This is a genomic window from Klebsiella sp. CN_Kp100, from assembly GCF_040065315.1.
Taxonomy (GTDB): Bacteria; Pseudomonadota; Gammaproteobacteria; order Enterobacterales; family Enterobacteriaceae; genus Klebsiella; species Klebsiella oxytoca.
The window spans coordinates 156,970-176,261 of record NZ_JBEAIJ010000059.1; the positions used below are offsets into that span (position 1 = coordinate 156,970).

17 protein-coding genes are annotated in these 19,292 nt (G+C 56.4%); 7 read left to right on the plus strand and 10 right to left on the minus strand.

Features of this window, described 5'->3' with window-relative positions; all coding sequences use genetic code 11:
- The gene (locus ABLV12_RS26605) at positions 1 to 2,334 is read left to right on the plus strand and encodes a fimbria/pilus outer membrane usher protein (protein WP_348867480.1); all 2,334 of its coding nucleotides are present in this window, start codon (positions 1 to 3) and stop codon (positions 2,332 to 2,334) included.
- A gap of 11 nt (positions 2,335 to 2,345) precedes the next feature.
- Positions 2,346 to 3,305: a spore coat protein U domain-containing protein gene (locus ABLV12_RS26610; RefSeq protein WP_064397726.1), complete on the plus strand. Its 960-nt coding sequence runs from the start codon at positions 2,346 to 2,348 to the stop codon at positions 3,303 to 3,305.
- Between the two features lie 386 nt (positions 3,306 to 3,691).
- Here ABLV12_RS26610 and ABLV12_RS26615 read toward each other — a convergent pair whose 3' ends face one another.
- The 3 genes from ABLV12_RS26615 to yobA are packed head-to-tail and all read right to left on the minus strand — an operon-like array spanning position 3,692 to position 5,295.
- Entirely contained in the window at positions 3,692 to 4,030 is a 339-nt protein-coding gene (locus ABLV12_RS26615) for a YebY family protein (protein ID WP_004103344.1), read from the minus strand.
- Between the two features lie 16 nt (positions 4,031 to 4,046).
- Positions 4,047 to 4,916 (minus strand): copper homeostasis membrane protein CopD, encoded by an 870-nt coding sequence (gene copD / locus ABLV12_RS26620; RefSeq protein WP_004103346.1) that lies wholly within the window; start codon positions 4,914 to 4,916, stop codon positions 4,047 to 4,049.
- 4 nt (positions 4,917 to 4,920) lie between these two features.
- Positions 4,921 to 5,295 carry a CopC domain-containing protein YobA gene (gene yobA, locus ABLV12_RS26625; protein ID WP_064397728.1) on the minus strand — a complete coding sequence of 125 codons (375 nt, stop codon included), beginning with the start codon at positions 5,293 to 5,295 and terminating at the stop codon, positions 4,921 to 4,923.
- Between the two features lie 135 nt (positions 5,296 to 5,430).
- Between yobA and ABLV12_RS26630 the strand changes: the two genes are divergently transcribed.
- Complete coding sequence (locus ABLV12_RS26630) at positions 5,431 to 5,661, plus strand: DNA polymerase III subunit theta (protein ID WP_004103351.1); 231 nt, start codon at positions 5,431 to 5,433, stop codon at positions 5,659 to 5,661.
- 78 nt (positions 5,662 to 5,739) lie between these two features.
- The gene (gene exoX, locus ABLV12_RS26635) at positions 5,740 to 6,399 is read left to right on the plus strand and encodes an exodeoxyribonuclease X (protein ID WP_348867481.1); all 660 of its coding nucleotides are present in this window, start codon (positions 5,740 to 5,742) and stop codon (positions 6,397 to 6,399) included.
- Between the two features lie 6 nt (positions 6,400 to 6,405).
- On the opposite strand, the gene ptrB is transcribed toward exoX, so the two are convergent.
- The 3 genes from ptrB to ABLV12_RS26650 all read right to left on the minus strand — a co-directional run bounded on the left by ptrB (position 6,406) and on the right by ABLV12_RS26650 (position 9,791).
- Positions 6,406 to 8,466: an oligopeptidase B gene (gene ptrB, locus ABLV12_RS26640; RefSeq protein ID WP_016808307.1), complete on the minus strand. Its 2,061-nt coding sequence runs from the start codon at positions 8,464 to 8,466 to the stop codon at positions 6,406 to 6,408.
- A gap of 133 nt (positions 8,467 to 8,599) precedes the next feature.
- Positions 8,600 to 9,280 (minus strand): DUF533 domain-containing protein, encoded by a 681-nt coding sequence (locus ABLV12_RS26645; protein ID WP_064397732.1) that lies wholly within the window; start codon positions 9,278 to 9,280, stop codon positions 8,600 to 8,602.
- A gap of 148 nt (positions 9,281 to 9,428) precedes the next feature.
- Positions 9,429 to 9,791 carry a YebG family protein gene (locus ABLV12_RS26650; RefSeq protein ID WP_017145640.1) on the minus strand — a complete coding sequence of 121 codons (363 nt, stop codon included), beginning with the start codon at positions 9,789 to 9,791 and terminating at the stop codon, positions 9,429 to 9,431.
- 135 nt (positions 9,792 to 9,926) lie between these two features.
- Here ABLV12_RS26650 and purT point away from each other — a divergent pair, with 135 nt between their 5' ends.
- Positions 9,927 to 11,105: a formate-dependent phosphoribosylglycinamide formyltransferase gene (purT, locus tag ABLV12_RS26655; RefSeq protein ID WP_004103366.1), complete on the plus strand. Its 1,179-nt coding sequence runs from the start codon at positions 9,927 to 9,929 to the stop codon at positions 11,103 to 11,105.
- A gap of 53 nt (positions 11,106 to 11,158) precedes the next feature.
- On the opposite strand, the gene ABLV12_RS26660 is transcribed toward purT, so the two are convergent.
- The 3 genes from ABLV12_RS26660 to zwf form a co-directional block, all read right to left on the minus strand.
- Entirely contained in the window at positions 11,159 to 11,800 is a 642-nt protein-coding gene (locus tag ABLV12_RS26660) for a bifunctional 4-hydroxy-2-oxoglutarate aldolase/2-dehydro-3-deoxy-phosphogluconate aldolase (RefSeq protein WP_004103368.1), read from the minus strand.
- 37 nt (positions 11,801 to 11,837) lie between these two features.
- Positions 11,838 to 13,649 carry a phosphogluconate dehydratase gene (edd, locus tag ABLV12_RS26665; protein WP_004103369.1) on the minus strand — a complete coding sequence of 604 codons (1,812 nt, stop codon included), beginning with the start codon at positions 13,647 to 13,649 and terminating at the stop codon, positions 11,838 to 11,840.
- A gap of 220 nt (positions 13,650 to 13,869) precedes the next feature.
- On the minus strand, positions 13,870 to 15,345 hold the full coding sequence (gene zwf, locus ABLV12_RS26670) for a glucose-6-phosphate dehydrogenase (RefSeq protein ID WP_004103371.1): 1,476 nt from the start codon (positions 15,343 to 15,345) through the stop codon (positions 13,870 to 13,872).
- A gap of 361 nt (positions 15,346 to 15,706) precedes the next feature.
- Here zwf and ABLV12_RS26675 point away from each other — a divergent pair, with 361 nt between their 5' ends.
- Positions 15,707 to 16,576, plus strand: coding sequence for a MurR/RpiR family transcriptional regulator (locus ABLV12_RS26675; RefSeq protein ID WP_004103378.1), 870 nt, complete (start codon positions 15,707 to 15,709; stop codon positions 16,574 to 16,576).
- A 125-nt stretch (positions 16,577 to 16,701) separates the two neighbouring features.
- On the plus strand, positions 16,702 to 18,144 hold the full coding sequence (gene pyk, locus ABLV12_RS26680) for a pyruvate kinase (protein ID WP_004103379.1): 1,443 nt from the start codon (positions 16,702 to 16,704) through the stop codon (positions 18,142 to 18,144).
- 70 nt (positions 18,145 to 18,214) lie between these two features.
- Here pyk and lpxM read toward each other — a convergent pair whose 3' ends face one another.
- Positions 18,215 to 19,189 carry a lauroyl-Kdo(2)-lipid IV(A) myristoyltransferase gene (gene lpxM, locus ABLV12_RS26685; RefSeq protein WP_348867482.1) on the minus strand — a complete coding sequence of 325 codons (975 nt, stop codon included), beginning with the start codon at positions 19,187 to 19,189 and terminating at the stop codon, positions 18,215 to 18,217.
- Positions 19,190 to 19,292 lie beyond the last annotated feature (103 nt).

The following is a 19,292-nucleotide window of genomic DNA, read 5'->3' on the forward strand; positions in this document are numbered from 1 at the left end:
ATGCGCGATCTGAAAAGGGCAGCGACCGGAGGGCTGTTGGCACTAGCGTCGGTAACGGCCTGCGCTGCGACCTATGATTCGTTGCCTGCGCCAGCAGCTTCATACAGCGATAAGCAGGAGTATGAGCTGTATCTCAGCGTATCGGTCAACGGGAATCTCGTGGCGAGCGCCGCTCCGGTAAAGGTTATTACGGGTCGCTATTGGATCGCCGCCGACATTTTGCGCCAGGCGCATATTCCCTTACAGACCCAAGATGCGCTGGTTGACGTGACGACGATCCCCTCGGTTAAAGTGGAATACGATCGGCCGGGGCAAATGCTCAATCTCCGGGTGCCGGACAATTGGCTTCCCGAGCAGCGCATCGGGGAGACGACGGGACAAAACTACCAGGCCGCGATAAGCAGTCCCGGCATGTTATTTAACTATGACGCTTACAGCCTCTTCTCGTCCGGCGGAACGCAAACCACCAGCACCTATACCGAGATGCGCCTCTTCGGGCCGCCAGGCGTTCTTTCTAACAATGCCGTCATCCGGCAAAACTGGTCTTCGACGGGCTACGAGCAGCAGGGCTTTATGCGTTACGACACCCTGTGGAAATACAGCGACAGCGAACAGATGATTAGCTACCAGGCCGGGGATGTGGTCAGTAACGCCCTGACCTGGAGCAGTTCAGTACGAATGGGAGGACTCCGGCTGAGCCGTAACTTCAGCGTTCGCCCGGATCTGGTGACGTATCCGCTGCTCAATTTATCCGGCAGCGCGGCGGTTCCTTCAAGCGTCGATCTGTTTATTAACGGCTATAAAGCCAGCTCCGCGCAAATCAATGGCGGCCCCTATACGCTGACCAACGTTCCCTGGATCAGCGGCGCCGGCGAAGCTACCGTGGTGACCACCGATGCCCTGGGTCGTCAGGTGTCCACCAGCATTCCTTTTTATGTCTCCAACACCCTGCTGCGCGAAGGCCTGAGTGATTTTGATTTCACCCTTGGGGCCCTGCGCAACAACTACGGTATCAAGAGTGCCGATTATGGCGCCGGCGCGCTGAGCGCGATTTATCGCTATGGAGTCAACAACTGGCTCACGCTGTCGACGCATACGGAAGACCGCAAAGGATTAACCAATGCCGGAATAGGCAGCGATATCGGCGTGGGGAACCTGGGCACCCTCAGCCTGTCGACCAGCGCCAGCCGGGGCGACGGCAGCGGCAATCAACTCACCGCCGGATACTCTTATTACGCCAGCAGCTGGGGAGTGAACTATCAGCATATTCGCCGCAGCGCTGACTACAACAACCTCAGCACCTACGGTTCTGTCGCCGCATTAAGCCGTCAGTCAGATCAGGCGACGCTGAGCCTGAGCCCATGGGACAGAGCGCTCGGATCTTTCAGCATTGGCTATTTTGATATCAAAGCCGAGGATAATTCACATACCCGGCTCATGAACCTCTCCTGGAGCCGCAGCCTGTGGCAAAGCAGCAGCCTCAACCTGAGCGTAAACCGCGATCTGCAGGACAATAGCTACGCCAGCATGTTGCAAATCATTATCCCTTTCGATTCGCAAAGCTCCGTGCAGCTAAGCGGTCAACGATCCAGCTCAGGCCAATGGGGGGAAAATATCAACGTTAGTCGCTCTGCCCCGGCGGAAGGCGGGCTGGGCTGGAACCTCGCCCATTCGATCGGCGGCAATAACTATAGTCAGGCGGATCTGACCTGGATTAATCGCGTGTCCACGCTGAGCGGTGGCTATTACGGGTCGCGTGACGATCATCACAGCTGGTTTGAGGCCGCAGGCTCGGTCGTGCTGATGGATAACAGTCTGTTTTTCGCCCGGCAAATTAACGACGCCTTTATCGTCGTTTCTACCGGCAACTATCCGAACATTACGGTGAATTATGAAAACCGCAAAGTCGGCGTGACCGATAAAAATGGTCATCTGCTGATCCCCTGGGCTTCGGCGTGGTATCCGGGAAAGGTCACCCTCGATACGCTGCCGTTGCCCACGGATACCGAAGCCGTCACGGTGGAAAAACGCATCGCCGTACGCGAAGGCAGCGGCGCGCTGGTTGATTTCCCGGTTAACCGCGTGCGCTCGGCAACGCTCATCTTCGTCGATGCTCAGGGACAACCGCTACCGGTCGGTACGCCGGTGGAGGAAGTTAATAGTCAACAGCGCGCCCTGGTGGGCTACGACGGCGTGGTCTGGTTCTCGCACCTCGGGCGCATTAACGAAGTCAAAATAAATGCCGGAGAGCTTCGATGCAGCATCCCGTTCGAGCTTCCGGAGACCACGCCGGTTCCGCAGCGGATAGGCCCGGTCAGCTGTCCCTCTTCATAGCGGAGATAAGATTGAAAAATATTATCCGGGTATTCGTGATGCTTTTAGCGCTTGGGCAAGCCAGCAACGCGCTGGCCGCCTGCAGCATCAAAACCAGTGCGCCAGCGATCGGCCCTGTCGATTCCTTTACGCTCTACAGCGCGCCTCAGGGCGTGATGGCGGGCGCGGGGTTTTACTGCACCCCGGAACTGGTGGCGCTGAACTCGACCAACACGCTAAGCGCTACCCTGGCGTCGGCTAACCAGAGCAACAGAGTGCCCCGGCTGCTTAACGGCGCCGGCGATGCCATCCCTTACAGCATCTGTTCTGACGCATCCTGCTCGCCGGCCTATCAGGATGGCGGCGTAATAAGCTGGTCCAGGACAACGCTGCTTGAGCTGCTGGGGCTATTTAACTCGAGCGATGGCACCATGCCGCTCTACTTCAGAACCACCCCGGGAGCCAACGTGCCCGCCGGAACCTATAGCGATGTCTTAACCATTACCTGGGTGTATCGTTTTTGCTACGTCGGGCTCGATCTACTGGGCATTAAGATATGTATTCCGAATAACGGCACCCTGGTCTCTACGGTCAACGTATCGGTGAGGGTGACCAATTTTTGCTATATCGACAGCGCGCCGGACGTCGAGTTTGCCCCTGCCGTCCTCCCGTCCGGTTTTAGTTCCTACAGCGGCCAGCTTGCCATTCGCTGCACAAAAAACGCGGCCTACACCGTCAATCTCGCCAGTACTAACGCCAGCGTCGGCGACTGGCGGCAGATGAGCCAGCCCATCGCTAACCAACCGACTGCCTTTTTGCAGTATCAATTTTACCAGCCCAACGGCAGCGCCTGGACGGAAAATAACAATCTCAGCGTGACCGGCTCCGGCGCCGCGCAATCTGCAAGCTACACCCTGAAGATTAACCCGAACCAGAGCAACCAGCCTGCGGGAACCTACAGCGATACCGTCCTGGTGACGGTGAGCTATTAAAAGGTTAGCAGGCGATTTTTTTGTAAAAGAAATGTTTAGGAAATTATTGTTGTGGTATAAGAAAAAAGCCCCGAAAAAAGCTGCTGGGGTTTTTAGAAGGGAATCTGCGATTGCTGAAAAAAAGATAAAAAAAGACCGAACACGATTCCTGTATTCGGTCCAGGGAAATGGCTCTTGGGAGAGAGCCGTGCGCTAAAAGTTGGCATTAATGCAGGCTAAGTCGCCTTGCCTTATAAGAATAGTTTACCGTGTCAGGTTTTCCAGTCCGTGACAAAAGGGAACCAATAATTCCTCTCAGGATTGCGTATGCCTACAAAAAACCGCCGCTCCCGGAATGGGGAGATGGCGGTTATTTTTATGTAAAAACAGTAGGATGAAAATATCGATCAGCAGAGTTTCTGCGCGCGCTCAATAAATGGCGCAAGGCTCATTTTTTGTCCCGGCTGCTGCGGATCGTCAATCTGGATCACAGAAATCGGCTGCGCGTTGGTCTTACCGTCTTTCATCTGCTGCTCGGCGATGTCGTTTAACGGGTACTGCACCAGCGTGCTCGGATTGATGGCAAACAGCGCGTTGCCCGGACGGCAGGTCAGCATCACCTCTTCCCGATTAAACGCCCAGCTCTCCTTACCCACTTCAAAGCGGCTCACGGTAATCACCTGCGGCGCCGCCAGCGCAGCGCCAGAACTTGCCAATAACAACATTGTCAGAACGATTTTTTTCATGATTTAACCAGTTTATTCAGAAAGGTTCCCAGGTGGCAAACAGGCTGACGGCAAACAGCGCCAGCGCCCCCAGCGCAATTTCTATCTGCGTGGTCCGCACGATAAGCTGCTCCGCTCGCGTTCCGCCTGCCGACATGCGTGGCACCAGAACATACCGGTTCACCAGCGCAATTACCACCATTGCCGCCACCAGCGCACATTTGAGCAACAGCATACGCCCCCAGGGCGAGGCGCTGATGAGCCCGCCCTGGATCAACAGCGCATTCACTGCGCCGCTGGCAATAGCGCCAGCAACCGCCAGATGCCCGTAGCGTGAAAAACGCATCATGGTGGCAATCGCCGCCTGCCGCCAGCGACCGTGCGCCAGGCGAAGACAGTAGATAAACGGCAGCAGACCGCCAACCCAGCTGGCAACACAAAACAGATGAATAGCATGGTTGGTCCGCTGCACTATCCCCAGCCAGCCGTCGTTCATCGCGGCATGACCGACGCCGGCCAACAGCAGCAGCTGTGCGCAAAACAGGACCAGCAGCAAACGTCCCGATCGTCGGGGCTTCAGCCAGACCACCGCCAGCGCCACAAGGGCGAGTAAAATCTGCCATATCCACACGCTACCGAACTGCGTTCCGGCAACCGCCTGCCAGATAGCCGGCTGCCAGACGTCCGGCCAGCCGCTGCCCATCAGCCCACCCTGCGCCATCAGCATCAGCAGCGCCGACAGCGCGCTCGCCAGCAATAAATGGCGCATTAGCGGGTAGAAACGCTGCATCATTAAGCGGCGCAAGGTTACCGGCGCCCACCATGTCCCATAGAGGACACAGCCGAAAGCGACGATCAGCGAGATAAAATGGATAAAGCGTAAGCTGACATAGACTCCACTCAGCATCGGCTTACTTCACGGTAAAGGTGTATTGTCCTTTCGTCTTATGGCCATCAACGGAGACCACGTGCCAGTCAACGGTATATTCGCCCGGCGTCAGCGCCTGCTCAACCGGTACCGTCAGCTCGGCCTTATTACTGTCGCTGCGGACAGGTTTACCCAGGGTGATGGTCTTCTGCTGCGGCCCGGTGAGGGTCACGCCGCTAAACTGCGTTTCGATGCCTTCAGAGAAGTTGAGGGTCAGCGCCTGGGGTGAAGCCGCCACCACCGCGCCGTCGGCCGGAAGCTGCTGTTGCAAATGGGCGTGGGCGAATGCGCCTGCTGCGCTGAGGCAACCGGCGAGAAACAGAGACAGACGCAGCGCGCGTCCGGCGATGATTGGCATAGTTGTCATTCCTTTTTGTTATGTATGTAGCACAGAGAATAACCCTGTATAATGGCGCAGTCGAGCTAAGCGTCTGAGACTTGCCTTTTTGCCGCGTGCTTAGTACTTTTTGCGGCGTTATCAGAGGAGAAACCGATGGAAAAGAACCTGGCTAAACTATCCCAGGAGGAGATGGACAAAGTGAATGTCGATCTCGCCGCGGCGGGCGTTGCGTTTAAAGAACGCTACAATATGCCGGTGGTTGCCGATTTAGTCGAAAGAGAACAGCCCGAACATCTGCGCGGCTGGTTTCGCGAACGTCTGATTGCCCATCGACTGGCCTCCGTTTCGCTCTCTCGCCTGCCCTATGAACCGAAACAGAAATAATTCCCGTCCCCTGCGGACATCCGAGTTGGCAAGACCCGCGTGTTGCATTACGCTGGTTTCTTTGGCCTGGAGCGAGCCATGCTGCGCGTAATCGATACAGAAACCTGCGGATTGCAGGGAGGCATTGTTGAAATCGCCTCGGTTGATATTGTCGACGGACAAATTACCAATCCCATGAGCCATCTGGTTCGCCCCGACCGCCCCATCAGCCCGCAGGCGATGGCGATTCACCGTATCACCGAAGAGATGGTCGCCGATAAGCCGTGGATCGAGGAGATTGTGCCGCTGTATATGGGCAGTCCGTGGTATGTCGCCCATAACGCCAGCTTTGACCGTCGGGTGTTGCCAGAGATGCAGGGCGAGTGGATCTGCACGATGAAGCTGGCGCGCCGCCTGTGGCCAGGCATCAAGTACAGCAATATGGGGCTATATAAGTCGCGCAAGCTCAGCGTTACGACACCACCGGGACTGCATCATCACCGGGCGCTTTATGATTGCTATATCACCGCCGCCCTGCTGCTCGATATTATCAACACCTCCGGCTGGACGCCTGAGGAAATGGCGACCATTACCGGCCGCCCGGCGCTACTATCCACCTTCACCTTCGGCAAATATCGCGGCAAGCCGGTTTCCGAGGTTGCGAAAAACGATCCCGGCTATTTACGCTGGCTGTTCAATAACCTGGAGCGCATGAGCCCCGAGCTGCGCCTGACGCTGAAGCACTATCTCGGGGAGTAACCGGCGCTATACCTCCGCCTGGCCCGGCAGCGTCCCCTGCGCCAGGCCAATCAGAAACGCAAACTCCAGCGCCACGCCTTCATAGCTTTTGAAGCGTCCGGATTTACCGCCGTGGCCGGAATCCATATCGGTACAGAGCAGCAGCAGGTTATCATCCGTTTTTAGCTCGCGCAGTTTTGCCACCCATTTTGCCGGCTCCCAGTATTGAACCTGCGAATCATGCAGGCCCGTGGTAACCAGCAGATGCGGATACGCCTGAGCCTGCACGCCGTCGTACGGGCTGTAGCTTTTCATATAGCGGTAATACTCTTCATCCTGCGGATTCCCCCACTCCTCAAACTCACCGGTGGTTAGCGGAATCGACTCATCGAGCATGGTGGTGAGGACATCGACAAAGGGAACCTGGGCCACCACGCCGTGAAAGAGCTCAGGCCGCTGGTTCACCGCGACGCCCATCAGCATGCCGCCGGCGCTGCCGCCCATGCCGTAGCAAAAGCGCGGATCGCCATAGCCCTGCGCCAGCAGCGCATCGCAGACGTCGAGATAATCGTTGAAGGTGTTCTTCTTGCACAAAAACTTTCCGTCTTCATACCACTGCTGGCCCAGTTCACCGCCGCCGCGAATATGGGCGATAGCGAACACAAAACCGCGGTCGAGCAGGCTCAGGCGGCTGGCGCTGAAATCCGCATCCATGCTTGCGCCATAGGAGCCGTAGCCGTACACCAGCAGTGGACTGGCGCCTTTACGGAAATGTTCATGACGGTAGACCAGCGAGACCGGGACTTCGACGCCGTCGCGGGCTTTAATCCACAAATGCTCGCTGCGATAATGGCTGGCATCAAACCCTTTGACTTCCTGCTGTTTCAGTACCCGCCGCTCGCCGGTATTCATATCCAGTTCAAATAGCGTATCCGGCGTCGTCATGGAGGAGTAGCCGTAGCGCAGACGAGCGGTTTCCGGCTCTGGATTATAGGCAAGCCAGGTCACATAGGCCGGATCGTCAAAGGCAATGCCCTGGGACTCTCTTGTTTTACGATTGATCTGCCGCAGGCTGGTCAGCCCCCGCTGGCGCTCTTCCACAACCAGCCAGTCGGTAAACAGAGTAAATCCTTCCAGCATCACTTCCTGACGCGGCGCGATCAGGGTCTCCCACTGCTGCTCATCGCGCAGGGTAGTGCGATAAAGGCCGAAGTTTTTCCCTTCACGGTTGGATCGCAGATAAAAAGCGTGCTGATAGTGATCGAGGCTATATTCATGGTCTTTGCGCCGCGGTAGAAAACAGACCGGCTCGGCGTCGGTCATTTCCGCGTTAAGCAGCAGCACTTCGCTGGTGGTCGCGCTGGCCAGATAAATCACCACAAACTGCTGGGAAGTCGTCTTGTGTACGCTGACGTAAAATGTATCGTCCTGCTCTTCATACACCAGAACATCCGCACTGGCCGGTGTGCCCAGGCGATGGCGCCAGACCTGATACGGCAGCAGCGTGGTAGGATGCTTACGCACGTACCATAGGGTCTGCGAATCATTACTCCAGGCAAAATCAGGCGAGACGTTCTCAAGAACTTCCGCAAATTCATCGCCGTCGTTTAAAGGGTAGAAGCGCAGGCTATATTGCCGGCGGGAGAGATAGTCTTCCGCCACCGCCATCATGTTGTTGTCAGGAGAAACCCCTAACCCCCCGAGGGTGTAAAATTCGCTGCCGGCCGCGCGCTGGTTACCGTCAAGCAGGACCTCCCATTCATCCCACTCTTCTTTTACGACCGGCTGGCGTTGATAAATCGCATACTCGCAGCCAGGCTCATAGACCTGACGGTAACGATAGCCATTTTTGCTATAGGGGGCCGACACTTCGCGCTGCGGAATACGGTCGATAATCTCCTTGAGTACCCTGTCCTGCAGGCTACTTTGCGAAGACATCACTTTTTTACCGTACTCATTTTCCTGGCGCAGATAATCAAGCACTTCCGGCTGTGCGCGATCGTCATCGCGCAGCCAGTAGTAATTATCGATTCGCGTGTCGCCATGTAATGTCATGGCATGGGGGATCCGTTTCGCTTTTGGTGGCATCTGCTTATTCTTCTGCGGCTTGTATTGAGTACTAAAATTTTCAGGCTGCTTCACAGCAGCCTGAAGGGTGACGTGACTACACAATATATAAGGGTGGCAAAAGTCGCCAGCGATGCAAGCGAAACGTGCGGATTTAGAGCGTTACGGCCTGTTTTTGCGCCTGGATATCCCGTTCGATATCTTCACGCACTTCCTGCGGGAGCTTCAGCGCTTCGCCGAGGGCGTTCAGATAGCTGCGTTCCATAAAGTGGTCAATATCAATGGCCGCGCAGCTAATATAGTAAACTTCCAGCGCCTCTTGCTCGCTGCTGATGCCCTGCGCCAGGCTCTGCGGGTCGAGGGGCTGCGCCAGCGCCTGGTCAATTAACACCCGCCCCTGCACGTCAACGTTCGCCGCGCGCAGCTGCGCTTCAATATTTGCCCGCTCGCGTTCGTCAATATGCCCATCGCTTTTAGCAGCGAAGACCAGCGCCATAATCAGCCTTTCGCTGCGGGCATCAAGTTCGGCTGGCGCGGAGGACGCCGCAGTTGCGGGCGTGGGCGCCGCCGATGTCTGCTGCCCGCTGGTACGCAATTTCTGCTGATATTTATTCCACAATACGCTGCCTGCAACCGCGCCGCCGCCGACCAGCAGCGCACCGGTGCCGTATTTGGCTAACAGCTTGCGCGATGATTTGCTGGCAACCAGCAGCCCGGCCAGGCCGCCAAGCGCGCCCGGCAGCAGGAAGTCTTTGCCGCGTGACCGATCGTCAGATGAAGAAGATTGCCCTTGCTGACCCAGCAAAGACTGTAGTTGATTAAGCCAGTTAGCCATACATTTCCTCGTTGCGCGATAAGCGATACCACCAGCCTAAACGACGCGGCGTCAGGAAACGTTATCGTCAGCTAAAGATGAGCAAATGTCGCGCCGGGCGCTCGGCGCGGGAGCCAACCGCCAGAACGAGTGGCGGCGGCAGCATGGCTCAGGCGGCTTTCGCTTTGCGCGGCCTGGCCGGTGCCGAGGCTGCCGATTCGACGACCTCTTCGGGTTTGTCACCCTCTTCTGCTTCTTCTGCGCGCGCGGCTGGCGCATCGGCGCTGCCCTCAGCTTCCGGCAGCTTACCGGAACGCAGAATATGGTTGAGGGTGTCTTTGCGCTCGGCAAGCCACATCGCCATGCTATCGCGCTGCTCTTCATCGAGCGTAAGCGGGCACTCAACCAGCCAGTCGTTCAGTACTTCCGCCAGATCGAGCATTTTGTCGTAAGCATCGGCCTCTTTTTTGCTGGCAAAAGACATTTTTTCCTCACCTTCACGAATCACTACATATTTAATTTCAACCGCCATGATGCAGCCTCTCAGCACTGTGTTTTTATACAGTATATCAAATTTCTTCCGCGAACTCAAATGATGCACATAAAGACATGCGCAAACGTTTTCGTTTATAATGCGGCGCATGTTTTTTTACTGCGGAAGAGAGTTATGACTGTATTAGGTACGGCGCTGCGCCCTGCGGCAACAAAGGTTATGCTGTTAGGTTCCGGCGAGCTGGGTAAAGAAGTGGCCATCGAATGCCAGCGCCTGGGAATTGAGACCATCGCCGTCGATCGTTACCCTGATGCGCCGGCCATGCAGGTCGCGCACCGCTCACACGTCATTAATATGCTGCACGGCGAAGCCTTACAAGCGCTGATTGAGCAGGAAAAGCCTGACTTTATCGTGCCGGAAATCGAGGCCATCGCCACCGATACCCTGGTGGCGCTGGAACAGGCCGGGCAAAAAGTCGTCCCTACCGCGCGCGCGGCGAAGCTCACCATGAACCGTGAAGGGATCCGCCGCCTGGCCGCTGAGGAACTGAAGCTGCCGACCTCCGCCTACCGTTTTGCCGATAGCGAATCCGCCTTCCGCGAGGCCGTCGCCGAGACAGGACTGCCGTGCATCGTCAAGCCGGTAATGAGCTCCTCGGGAAAGGGCCAGAGCTTTATTCGTACCCACGAACAGCTGGCTGAGGCCTGGCAGTATGCGCAGCAGGGCGGCCGTGCCGGGGCCGGTCGCGTTATCGTTGAAGGCGTGGTGAATTTTGATTTTGAAATTACCCTTCTCACCGTCAGCGCCGTGGACGGCGTGCACTTCTGCGCGCCGGTCGGCCACCGCCAGGAAGATGGCGACTATCGTGAATCCTGGCAGCCGCAGCAGATGAGCGCGCTGGCGCAGGAACGCGCGCAGGACATCGCCCGTCAGGTGGTGCTGGCGCTGGGCGGTTACGGCCTGTTCGGCGTTGAGCTATTCGTCTGCGGCGATGAGGTGATTTTTAGCGAAGTCTCGCCGCGCCCGCACGATACCGGTATGGTCACACTGATTTCGCAGGATTTATCCGAGTTCGCCCTGCACGTCCGCGCCTTTCTCGGCCTGCCGATTGGCGCGATTCGCCAGTACGGCCCGGCGGCCTCTGCGGTCATTCTGCCGCAGATGAGCAGCCAGAACGTCACCTTCAGCAACCTCCAGGCAGCGGTCGGCGCGGGTCTGCAGCTGCGTTTGTTCGGTAAGCCGGAAATTGACGGCTCACGTCGCCTGGGCGTAACGCTGGCGATAGCCGATAACGTCGAAGAAGCGGTTGCGCGGGCTAAAGCGGCGGCTTCAGCGGTCGTCGTCGAAGGATAAAAAAAGCCCGGTCGCATGGACTGCAGACCGGGCCTCGGGTAAGCGCGCGAAGATTACTTCGCGCCTTCTACCGCTTCACGAGCCAGTTTGGTGATACGGTCGTAATCACCGGCTTCCAGCGCATCCGCCGGAACCAGCCAGGAACCGCCGATGCACAGTACGCTGTTCAGCGCCAGATAATCGCGATAGTTTGCCGGAGAGATGCCGCCAGTCGGGCAGAAACGAATGTGCGCGAACGGGCCACCAATCGCCTGCAGCGCTTTCACGCCGCCGTTCGCTTCAGCCGGGAAGAATTTGAACTCTTTCAGGCCATACTGCATACCCAGCATCAGCTCGGATACGGTGCTGATCCCCGGGATCAGCGGAATGGTGCCTTCACCGGTCGCCGCTTTCAGCAGAGATTCGGTCAGGCCCGGGCTGATAGCAAACTGCGCGCCCGCTTCGGTCACTTCTTTCAACTGCTCAACGTTGGTGACGGTCCCGGCACCGACGATCGCTTCCGGGACTTCTTTGGCGATTGCGCGGATAGCGTCCATCGCACACTCGGTACGCAGGGTGACTTCCAGTACGCGTACGCCGCCTGCAACCAGCGCTTTCGCCATTGGCACAGCGTGTTCCAGCTTTTTCACCACGATTACCGGTACAACCGGGCCGGAGGTGAGGATTGCTTCTGCAGTTGTTTTCCAGTTTTTCATCAGATTTTCTCTCGCCAGATCTATAAATCGAATCGTCTTAAAAATTGATGCAGGTTGCGCCCTGTTCAGCTCCGGAGAGTTTCTCACGCAGCGCACCGAACATTTCCCGGCCGGTTCCCACACGCGAACCGCTCAGGTCAGGAATATGGGGCTGACGCGCGGCCAGCTCAGCGTCATCGACCATCAGCGTTAGCTCGCCCGTCTGACCATTGACGCGGATGATATCGCCATCGCGTACCTTCGCCAGCAGGCCACCATCGTACGCCTCAGGCGTCACGTGGATTGCCGATGGTACTTTGCCTGACGCGCCGGAGAGTCGACCATCGGTCACCAGCGCGATTTTGAAACGGCGGTCCAATAATACACCAAGTGGCGGCATAAGTTTATGTAATTCTGGCATGCCGTTCGCTTTTGGCCCCTGATGGCGGACGACAACCACGCAATCTTTGTCGAGCAGGCCCGCTTCAAAGGCAGGCAGCACATCATGCTGGCTCTCGAAGACGACCGCCGGGGCTTCTATAATCTGGTTTTCAACCGGCACGGCGGAAGTTTTCATCACCGCGCGGCCGAGATTGCCGCTCAGGACTTTGGTGCCGCCGTGGCGAGAGAACGGTTTGTCAAAGGTGGCGATAACCTGTTCGTCCAGCGGAGCGGTCGCCCCTTCGCGCCAGTCAAGTTCGCCGTTATTAAGCCAGGGCTCCAGGGTGTAGCGAGAGAGGCCGAAGCCGGCCACGGTGTGAACATCTTCATGCAGCAGTCCGCCTTTCAGCAGTTCGCGAACCAGCACCGGTACCCCGCCAGCCGCCTGGAAGTGGTTAATATCCGCCGGGCCGTTCGGGTAGAGACGCGCCAGCAGCGGCACCACGTCAGAGAGATCGGAGAAATCATCCCAATTGATGATGATCCCCGCCGCCCGCGCCATGGCCACCAGGTGCATGGTGTGGTTGGTGGAGCCGCCGGTTGCCAGCAGCGCGACAATCCCGTTAACCACCACTTTTTCATCAAACATTTTGCCCAGCGGCATCCACTCATTACCGTTGCCGGTCAGACGAGTCACCTGGCGGGCGGCGGCGGCGGTCAGCGCTTCGCGCAGCGGCGCATCGGGATGCACGAATGACGATCCGGGCAGCTGCATCCCCATAAACTCAACCACCATCTGGTTGGTATTGGCGGTGCCGTAGAAGGTGCAGGTGCCAGGCGCATGGTAAGACGCAGCTTCGGACTCCAGCAGCGCCATACGATCCACTTTGCCTTCCGCATACAGCTGGCGAATGCGCACTTTTTCTTTATTTGCCAGGCCACTGGCCATCGGACCGGAAGGAATAAAGATAGACGGCAGATGGCCGAAGGAGAGCGCAGCCATCGCCAGGCCGGGAACAATTTTATCGCAGACCCCGAGATAGAGCGCGCCGTCAAACATGTTGTGCGACAGACCAATCGCCGCGGACATGGCAATCACTTCGCGGCTGAGCAGCGACAGCTCCATTCCGTCCTGTCCCTGCGTAACGCCATCACACATCGCCGGAACGCCCCCTGCGACCTGGCCTACCGCGTTCGCGGAGTGCAGCGCTTTGCGAATAATCTCCGGATAGCGCTCATAGGGCTGGTGGGCGGAAAGCATATCGTTGTAGGAGGTGATGATAGCGATGTTATTGCGCAGCATGCTTTTCAACGAGGCTTTGTCATCCGCCTGGCAGGCGGCGAAACCGTGGGCCAGGTTACCGCATGCCAGCTGGGCGCGATGAACGGTGTCAGTTTTGGCCTGGTTAATCCGCGCGAGGTAGGCTTCGCGGGTAGCGCGCGAACGTTCGATGATGCGATTTGTTACCCGTAACATTTCAGAATTCATAAAGGCTCCTCAAATTTCATCTGTCCGGCCGCAGCGCTTTAGCGGTACTTTTTGGGACTCAAGGCACAAGTACTGGGGCTCAGGGGCAAAATATCTGCAGCCAGTGTAATAAAAAAAGCCCCGGGGGTGAATCCTCCGGGGCTTAAAAGATTAAAAATTACGCGACTTGCTGCGTCAGATCATGTTACCGGTAAAATAACCCTGACGGAGGAGCTGCCGATTACTCAAATTCATTCCACGAACGACCATCGCGGGTGATCATCGCCACGGAGGCAACCGGCCCCCAGGTGCCCGCCTGATAAGGTTTCGGCGAATCGCGATCGGCAGCCCAGGCTTCGGTGATAGAATCGACCCACTTCCACGCCTCTTCCACTTCGTCGCGACGGACGAACAGCGCCTGGATACCGCGCATGGTCTCCAGCAGCAGACGCTCATAGGCATCCGCCAGATGGGTTTGATTAAAGGTTTCTGAGTAGCTCAGATCCAGCTTGGTGATTTGCAGATTGTGCTTATGGTCAAGGCCAGGAACTTTATTAAGTACCTGAATATCCACCCCTTCATCCGGCTGCAGACGAATGGTCAGCTTATTCTGCGGCAGCTCTTGCCAGGTCTCTTTGAACAGGTTGAGTTCCGGCGTTTTAAAGTACACCACAACTTCAGAACACTTGGTCGGCAGACGTTTACCGGTGCGCAGGTAGAACGGTACGCCCGCCCAGCGCCAGTTGTCGATATCGACGCGGATGGCCACGAAAGTTTCCGTATGGCTGGATTTATTCGCCCCCTCTTCTTCGAGGTAGCCAGGCACTTTTTTGCCCTGCGCGAAGCCGGCGGTGTACTGACCACGCACCGTTTTTTCACGCACGTTGGTGCGGTCGATGCGGCGCAGAGATTTCAGCACCTTCACTTTTTCATCGCGGATGCTGTCGGCGCTCAGATCCGACGGCGGGGACATGGCGATCATGCACAGGATCTGCAGCAGGTGGTTCTGGATCATGTCGCGCATCTGCCCGGCCTGATCGAAGTAGCCCCAGCGACCTTCAATGCCTACCTCTTCCGCTACGGTGATCTCAACGTGATCGATGGTGCGGCTATCCCAGTTATTGACGAACAGCGAGTTAGCAAAGCGCAGCGCCAGCAGGTTCAGCACCGTCTCTTTACCCAGATAATGGTCGATGCGATAGACCTGGCACTCCTCGAAGAACTCGCCCACCCGATCGTTAATCTCGCGGGACGTTTCAAGCGAGGTACCCAGCGGTTTTTCCATCACCACGCGGGCCGGCTTGGCGTTCAGCTTCGCTTCGCCCAGGCCTTTACAAATCGCGCCGAAGGTACTTGGCGGCATGGCGAAATAGTTGATCGTCACCCGCTCTTTCTGATCGAGCATTTTGCCCAGACGAGTAAACGCTTTGGTATCGTTGACATCCAGGTTACAAAAATCCAGACGCCCGCTCAGGGTCTCCCACAAACCTTCATCAATTTTCTCCTTCATGAAGGTTTCCATCGCTTCACGCACTACCTTGGTGTAAGCGTCTTTATCCCAGTCGGCACGCCCGACGCCGATGATGCGGGTATCAGGGTGGATCTGGCCAGCTTTTTCAAGCTGATACAGGGAAGGCAGCAATTTACGTCGCGCCAGGTCACCCTTCGCGCCGAAAATGACCAGATCGCATGCCTGGGCCGTTTGCGTTACCGCCATGTCATTCTCCTTAGTTGATAGCCCGGTGCTTATGCCAGGCTATAGTTGTATTTGTAATTTTCTTTCACTGCATCGTACTGTGTTTACGAATTTCCCGAAACCCTCCGCTCCCGTTCCCGCGGCTAAATCGCACAGGGAGGAAAATATGGGCTGAGTTTTTGGGCATGCGGCTAGTATTGTTCGTTGTTTCGACCGATTATCAGTTAGTAAAATACGACTCTGATCATGTAATGAAAAAAAACAACATATTTTAAAGTCATTCCTCACCGTTTCCGACTACGGAGGGGTATATTCTTGCTAAAACGCCTGATGATTTCACCCATTAATGAAATCGTTTCCATTGATGAGCGCCTGATTACCCATGAATATGCTGGAAAAAATCCAGTCCCGACTGGAACACCTTAGCAAATCTGAACGCAAAGTGGCGGAAGTCATTCTTGCAACCCCCGCGCAGGCCATTCATTCAAGTATTGCTGCCCTGGCGCTGGAAGCCGGCGTCAGCGAGCCTACGGTCAACCGTTTCTGCCGCAGTCTGGAAACCCGCGGTTTCCCGGATTTCAAACTGCATCTGGCGCAAAGCCTGGCGCACGGTACCCTCTATGTTAACCGCAACGTCGATGAAGACGACAGCGTTGAATCCTATACGGGTAAGATATTTGAATCGGCTATGGCCAGTTTAGATCAGGTCCATCATTCTCTCGATATGTCAGCGATCAACCGGGCAGTGGACCTTCTCACTCAGGCCAAGAAAATCGCCTTCTTCGGCCTGGGCTCATCGGCAGCCGTCGCCCACGATGCGATGAACAAATTTTTCCGCTTTAATGTGCCGGTGATTTATTCCGACGACATCGTCCTGCAACGCATGAGCTGTATGAACTGTAATGACGATGACGTGGTGGTGATTATTTCGCATACCGGCAGGACCAAAAGCCTGGTAGAGCTGGCGCAGCTGGCGCGCGAAAATGATGCGATGGTGATCGCCATTACTTCGCCGGGCACCCCGCTTTCCCGCGAGTCGACGCTAGCCATTACGCTGGATGTCCCGGAAGATACCGATATCTATATGCCAATGGTTTCCCGCTTAGCGCAGCTGACGGTGATTGACGTACTGGCAACCGGCTTTACCCTTCGTCGGGGAGCGAAATTCAGAGATAACTTGAAGAGGGTCAAGGAAGCGCTGAAGGAATCGCGCTTTGATAAAGAGCTCAGCTTACACAGTAATGACCAATAAAAGTAGAAACAAAGCAGTATCCTATTACAACGTCGGTAATGTTCCGGTATAGCGACTTTGCTCGCTGGCGCTACCGAATCCATGTTCACGCAACACCAAAGTTGTTTCAGTCAACGGAGTATTACATGTCCAGAAGGCTTCGCAGAACCAAAATCGTTACCACCTTAGGCCCGGCTACCGATCGCGATAACAACCTTGAAAAGGTTATCGCCGCAGGCGCTAACGTGGTACGTATGAACTTCTCTCACGGCACCGCGGAAGATCACCAGCTCCGTGCGGATAAAGTCCGTGAGATTGCGGCAAAACTGGGCCGTCATGTCGCTATTCTCGGTGACCTTCAGGGGCCGAAAATTCGCGTCTCTACCTTCAAAGAAGGCAAAATTTTCCTCAATATCGGTGATAAATTCCTGCTCGACGCGAACCTGGGTAAAGGCGAAGGCGATAAAGAAAAAGTCGGCATCGATTATAAAGGCCTGCCGGCTGACGTGGTTCCTGGCGATATCCTGCTGCTGGACGACGGGCGCGTGCAGCTGAAAGTCCTGGAAGTTCAGGGCATGAAAGTGTTCACCGAAGTCACCGTCGGCGGACCATTGTCTAACAACAAAGGTATCAACAAGCTGGGTGGTGGCCTCTCTGCCGAAGCGCTGACTGAAAAAGACAAAGCAGACATCATCACCGCCGCCAAAATCGGCGTCGACTATCTGGCCGTCTCCTTCCCGCGCTGCGGCGAAGACCTGAACTACGCGCGTCGTCTGGCGCGCGATGCGGGCTGCGATGCAAAAATCGTGGCCAAAGTAGAGCGTGCGGAAGCGGTATGCGATCAGGACGCGATGGATGACGTGATCCTGGCCTCCGACGTTGTCATGGTAGCCCGCGGCGACCTCGGCGTAGAAATTGGCGACCCGGAGCTGGTCGGCATCCAGAAAGCATTAATCCGCCGCGCTCGTCAGCTCAACCGCTCGGTCATTACCGCGACGCAGATGATGGAGTCGATGATCACCAACCCGATGCCAACCCGCGCCGAAGTGATGGACGTGGCGAACGCCGTGCTGGATGGTACCGACGCCGTCATGCTGTCTGCAGAAACCGCCGCGGGCCAGTATCCGTCTGAGACCGTTGCCGCGATGGCGCGCGTTTGCCTGGGCGCGGAAAAAATCCCCAGCCTCAACGTCTCCAAACACCGTCTGGACGTTCAGTTCGATAATGTTGAAGAAGCCATTGCGATGTCGGCTATGTACGCGGCGAACCACCTCAAGGGCGTCACCGCTATCATAACCATGACGGAATCCGGGCGTACCGCGCTGATGACTTCCCGTATCAGCTCCGGCCTGCCGATTTTCGCGCTGTCTCGCCACGAGCGTACACTGAACCTGACTGCGCTGTATCGCGGCGTGACTCCGGTTTATTTCGATAGCGCAAGCGACGGCGTCGCCGCCGCGCACGATGCGGTAACGCTGCTGCGTGATAAAGGCTATCTGGTGACCGGTGACCTGGTAATCGTCACTCAGGGCGACGTAATGAGCACCATCGGCAGCACCAACACCACCCGTATTCTGACCGTCGAGTAATTTGCTGCGCCATAAAAAAACCTGCCGGCAGTTGTCGGCAGGTTTTTTTTGCCCGCAGCGTCTACGCGGACTATTTCTTCTTCGGATACAGCTCTTTGCGCTTGTACGGTTCGATTTCGCCGGGTTTGCGCGTTTTGAGTAGTTTAAGGATCCACGTATACTGCTCGGTATGCGGCTTAACGAAAATCTCTACCTCTTCATTCATCCGTCGGGCAATGGTATTGTCGTCCGCTTCCAGCAGATCGTCCATCGGCGGGCGCACCAGCACCGTCAGGCGATGCGTTTCGCCATCGTAAACCGGGAACAGCGGGACAACCCGGGCGCGACATACTTTCATTAAACGACCAATTGCCGGGAGCGTCGCCTTGTAGGTGGCAAAGAAATCAACAAATTCACTGTGTTCGGCCCCGTGATCCTGATCCGGCAGATAGTAGCCCCAGTATCCCTGACGTACCGACTGAATAAAGGGTTTGATGCCGTCGTTGCGCGCGTGCATACGACCGCCGAAACGACGACGCACGGTATTCCAGACGTAATCGAATACCGGGTTGCCCTGGTTATGAAACATCGCCGCCATTTTTTGCCCGCCGGACGCCATCAGCATCGCCGGGATGTCCACTCCCCAGGCATGAGGAACCAGGAAGATAACTTTCTCGTTGTTGCGCTGCATCTCATCGATAATTTCTTTGCCCTGCCAGTCGACGCGGGAAAGAATCCGCTGCGGATCGCGTAGGCCTAACTCGGCCATCATCACCATCGCCTGCGGCGCGGAGGCATACATGGCATCAATTATTTCTTCACGTTCCTGCTCGCTTTTTTCCGGAAAGCAGTACAGCAGGTTAATTTGCGCCCGGCGGCGCGAACTCTTTGCCAGACGACCAACAAAACGCCCCAGTTTACCCAGGATCGGATCGCGGAAAGACGCGGGCGTCAGGGCAATGGCGCCGAAGGCAAAAACGCCGAACCACGCGCCCCAGTAGCGCAGCAGTAAAAAGGATTTTTCAAATTTTGGAATAAACTCAATATTATTTTTTTTCGTTTCCATGCCCAATCCGCAGAATTTCCGCTCAGTAAAGATAATGGGTTAGTTTAGCGATACGTGGAGTAACGTACAAAAGAAAAAGCCGGCGCGCAGAAGGCACCGGCTT

What these genes read in the sequence shown, in the direction of transcription:
- ABLV12_RS26605 (WP_348867480.1), top strand. Translation starts at nt 1, where the DNA reads ATGCGCGATCTGAAAAGGGCAGCGACCGGAGGGCTGTTGGCACTAGCG.
- ABLV12_RS26615 (WP_004103344.1), bottom strand. Translation starts at nt 4,030, where the DNA reads ATGAAAAAAATCGTTCTGACAATGTTGTTATTGGCAAGTTCTGGCGCT.
- copD (WP_004103346.1), bottom strand. Translation starts at nt 4,916, where the DNA reads ATGCTGAGTGGAGTCTATGTCAGCTTACGCTTTATCCATTTTATCTCG.
- yobA (WP_064397728.1), bottom strand. Translation starts at nt 5,295, where the DNA reads ATGCCAATCATCGCCGGACGCGCGCTGCGTCTGTCTCTGTTTCTCGCC.
- ABLV12_RS26630 (WP_004103351.1), top strand. Translation starts at nt 5,431, where the DNA reads ATGGAAAAGAACCTGGCTAAACTATCCCAGGAGGAGATGGACAAAGTG.
- exoX (WP_348867481.1), top strand. Translation starts at nt 5,740, where the DNA reads ATGCTGCGCGTAATCGATACAGAAACCTGCGGATTGCAGGGAGGCATT.
- ptrB (WP_016808307.1), bottom strand. Translation starts at nt 8,466, where the DNA reads ATGCCACCAAAAGCGAAACGGATCCCCCATGCCATGACATTACATGGC.
- ABLV12_RS26645 (WP_064397732.1), bottom strand. Translation starts at nt 9,280, where the DNA reads ATGGCTAACTGGCTTAATCAACTACAGTCTTTGCTGGGTCAGCAAGGG.
- ABLV12_RS26650 (WP_017145640.1), bottom strand. Translation starts at nt 9,791, where the DNA reads ATGGCGGTTGAAATTAAATATGTAGTGATTCGTGAAGGTGAGGAAAAA.
- purT (WP_004103366.1), top strand. Translation starts at nt 9,927, where the DNA reads ATGACTGTATTAGGTACGGCGCTGCGCCCTGCGGCAACAAAGGTTATG.
- ABLV12_RS26660 (WP_004103368.1), bottom strand. Translation starts at nt 11,800, where the DNA reads ATGAAAAACTGGAAAACAACTGCAGAAGCAATCCTCACCTCCGGCCCG.
- edd (WP_004103369.1), bottom strand. Translation starts at nt 13,649, where the DNA reads ATGAATTCTGAAATGTTACGGGTAACAAATCGCATCATCGAACGTTCG.
- zwf (WP_004103371.1), bottom strand. Translation starts at nt 15,345, where the DNA reads ATGGCGGTAACGCAAACGGCCCAGGCATGCGATCTGGTCATTTTCGGC.
- ABLV12_RS26675 (WP_004103378.1), top strand. Translation starts at nt 15,707, where the DNA reads ATGAATATGCTGGAAAAAATCCAGTCCCGACTGGAACACCTTAGCAAA.
- pyk (WP_004103379.1), top strand. Translation starts at nt 16,702, where the DNA reads ATGTCCAGAAGGCTTCGCAGAACCAAAATCGTTACCACCTTAGGCCCG.
- lpxM (WP_348867482.1), bottom strand. Translation starts at nt 19,189, where the DNA reads ATGGAAACGAAAAAAAATAATATTGAGTTTATTCCAAAATTTGAAAAA.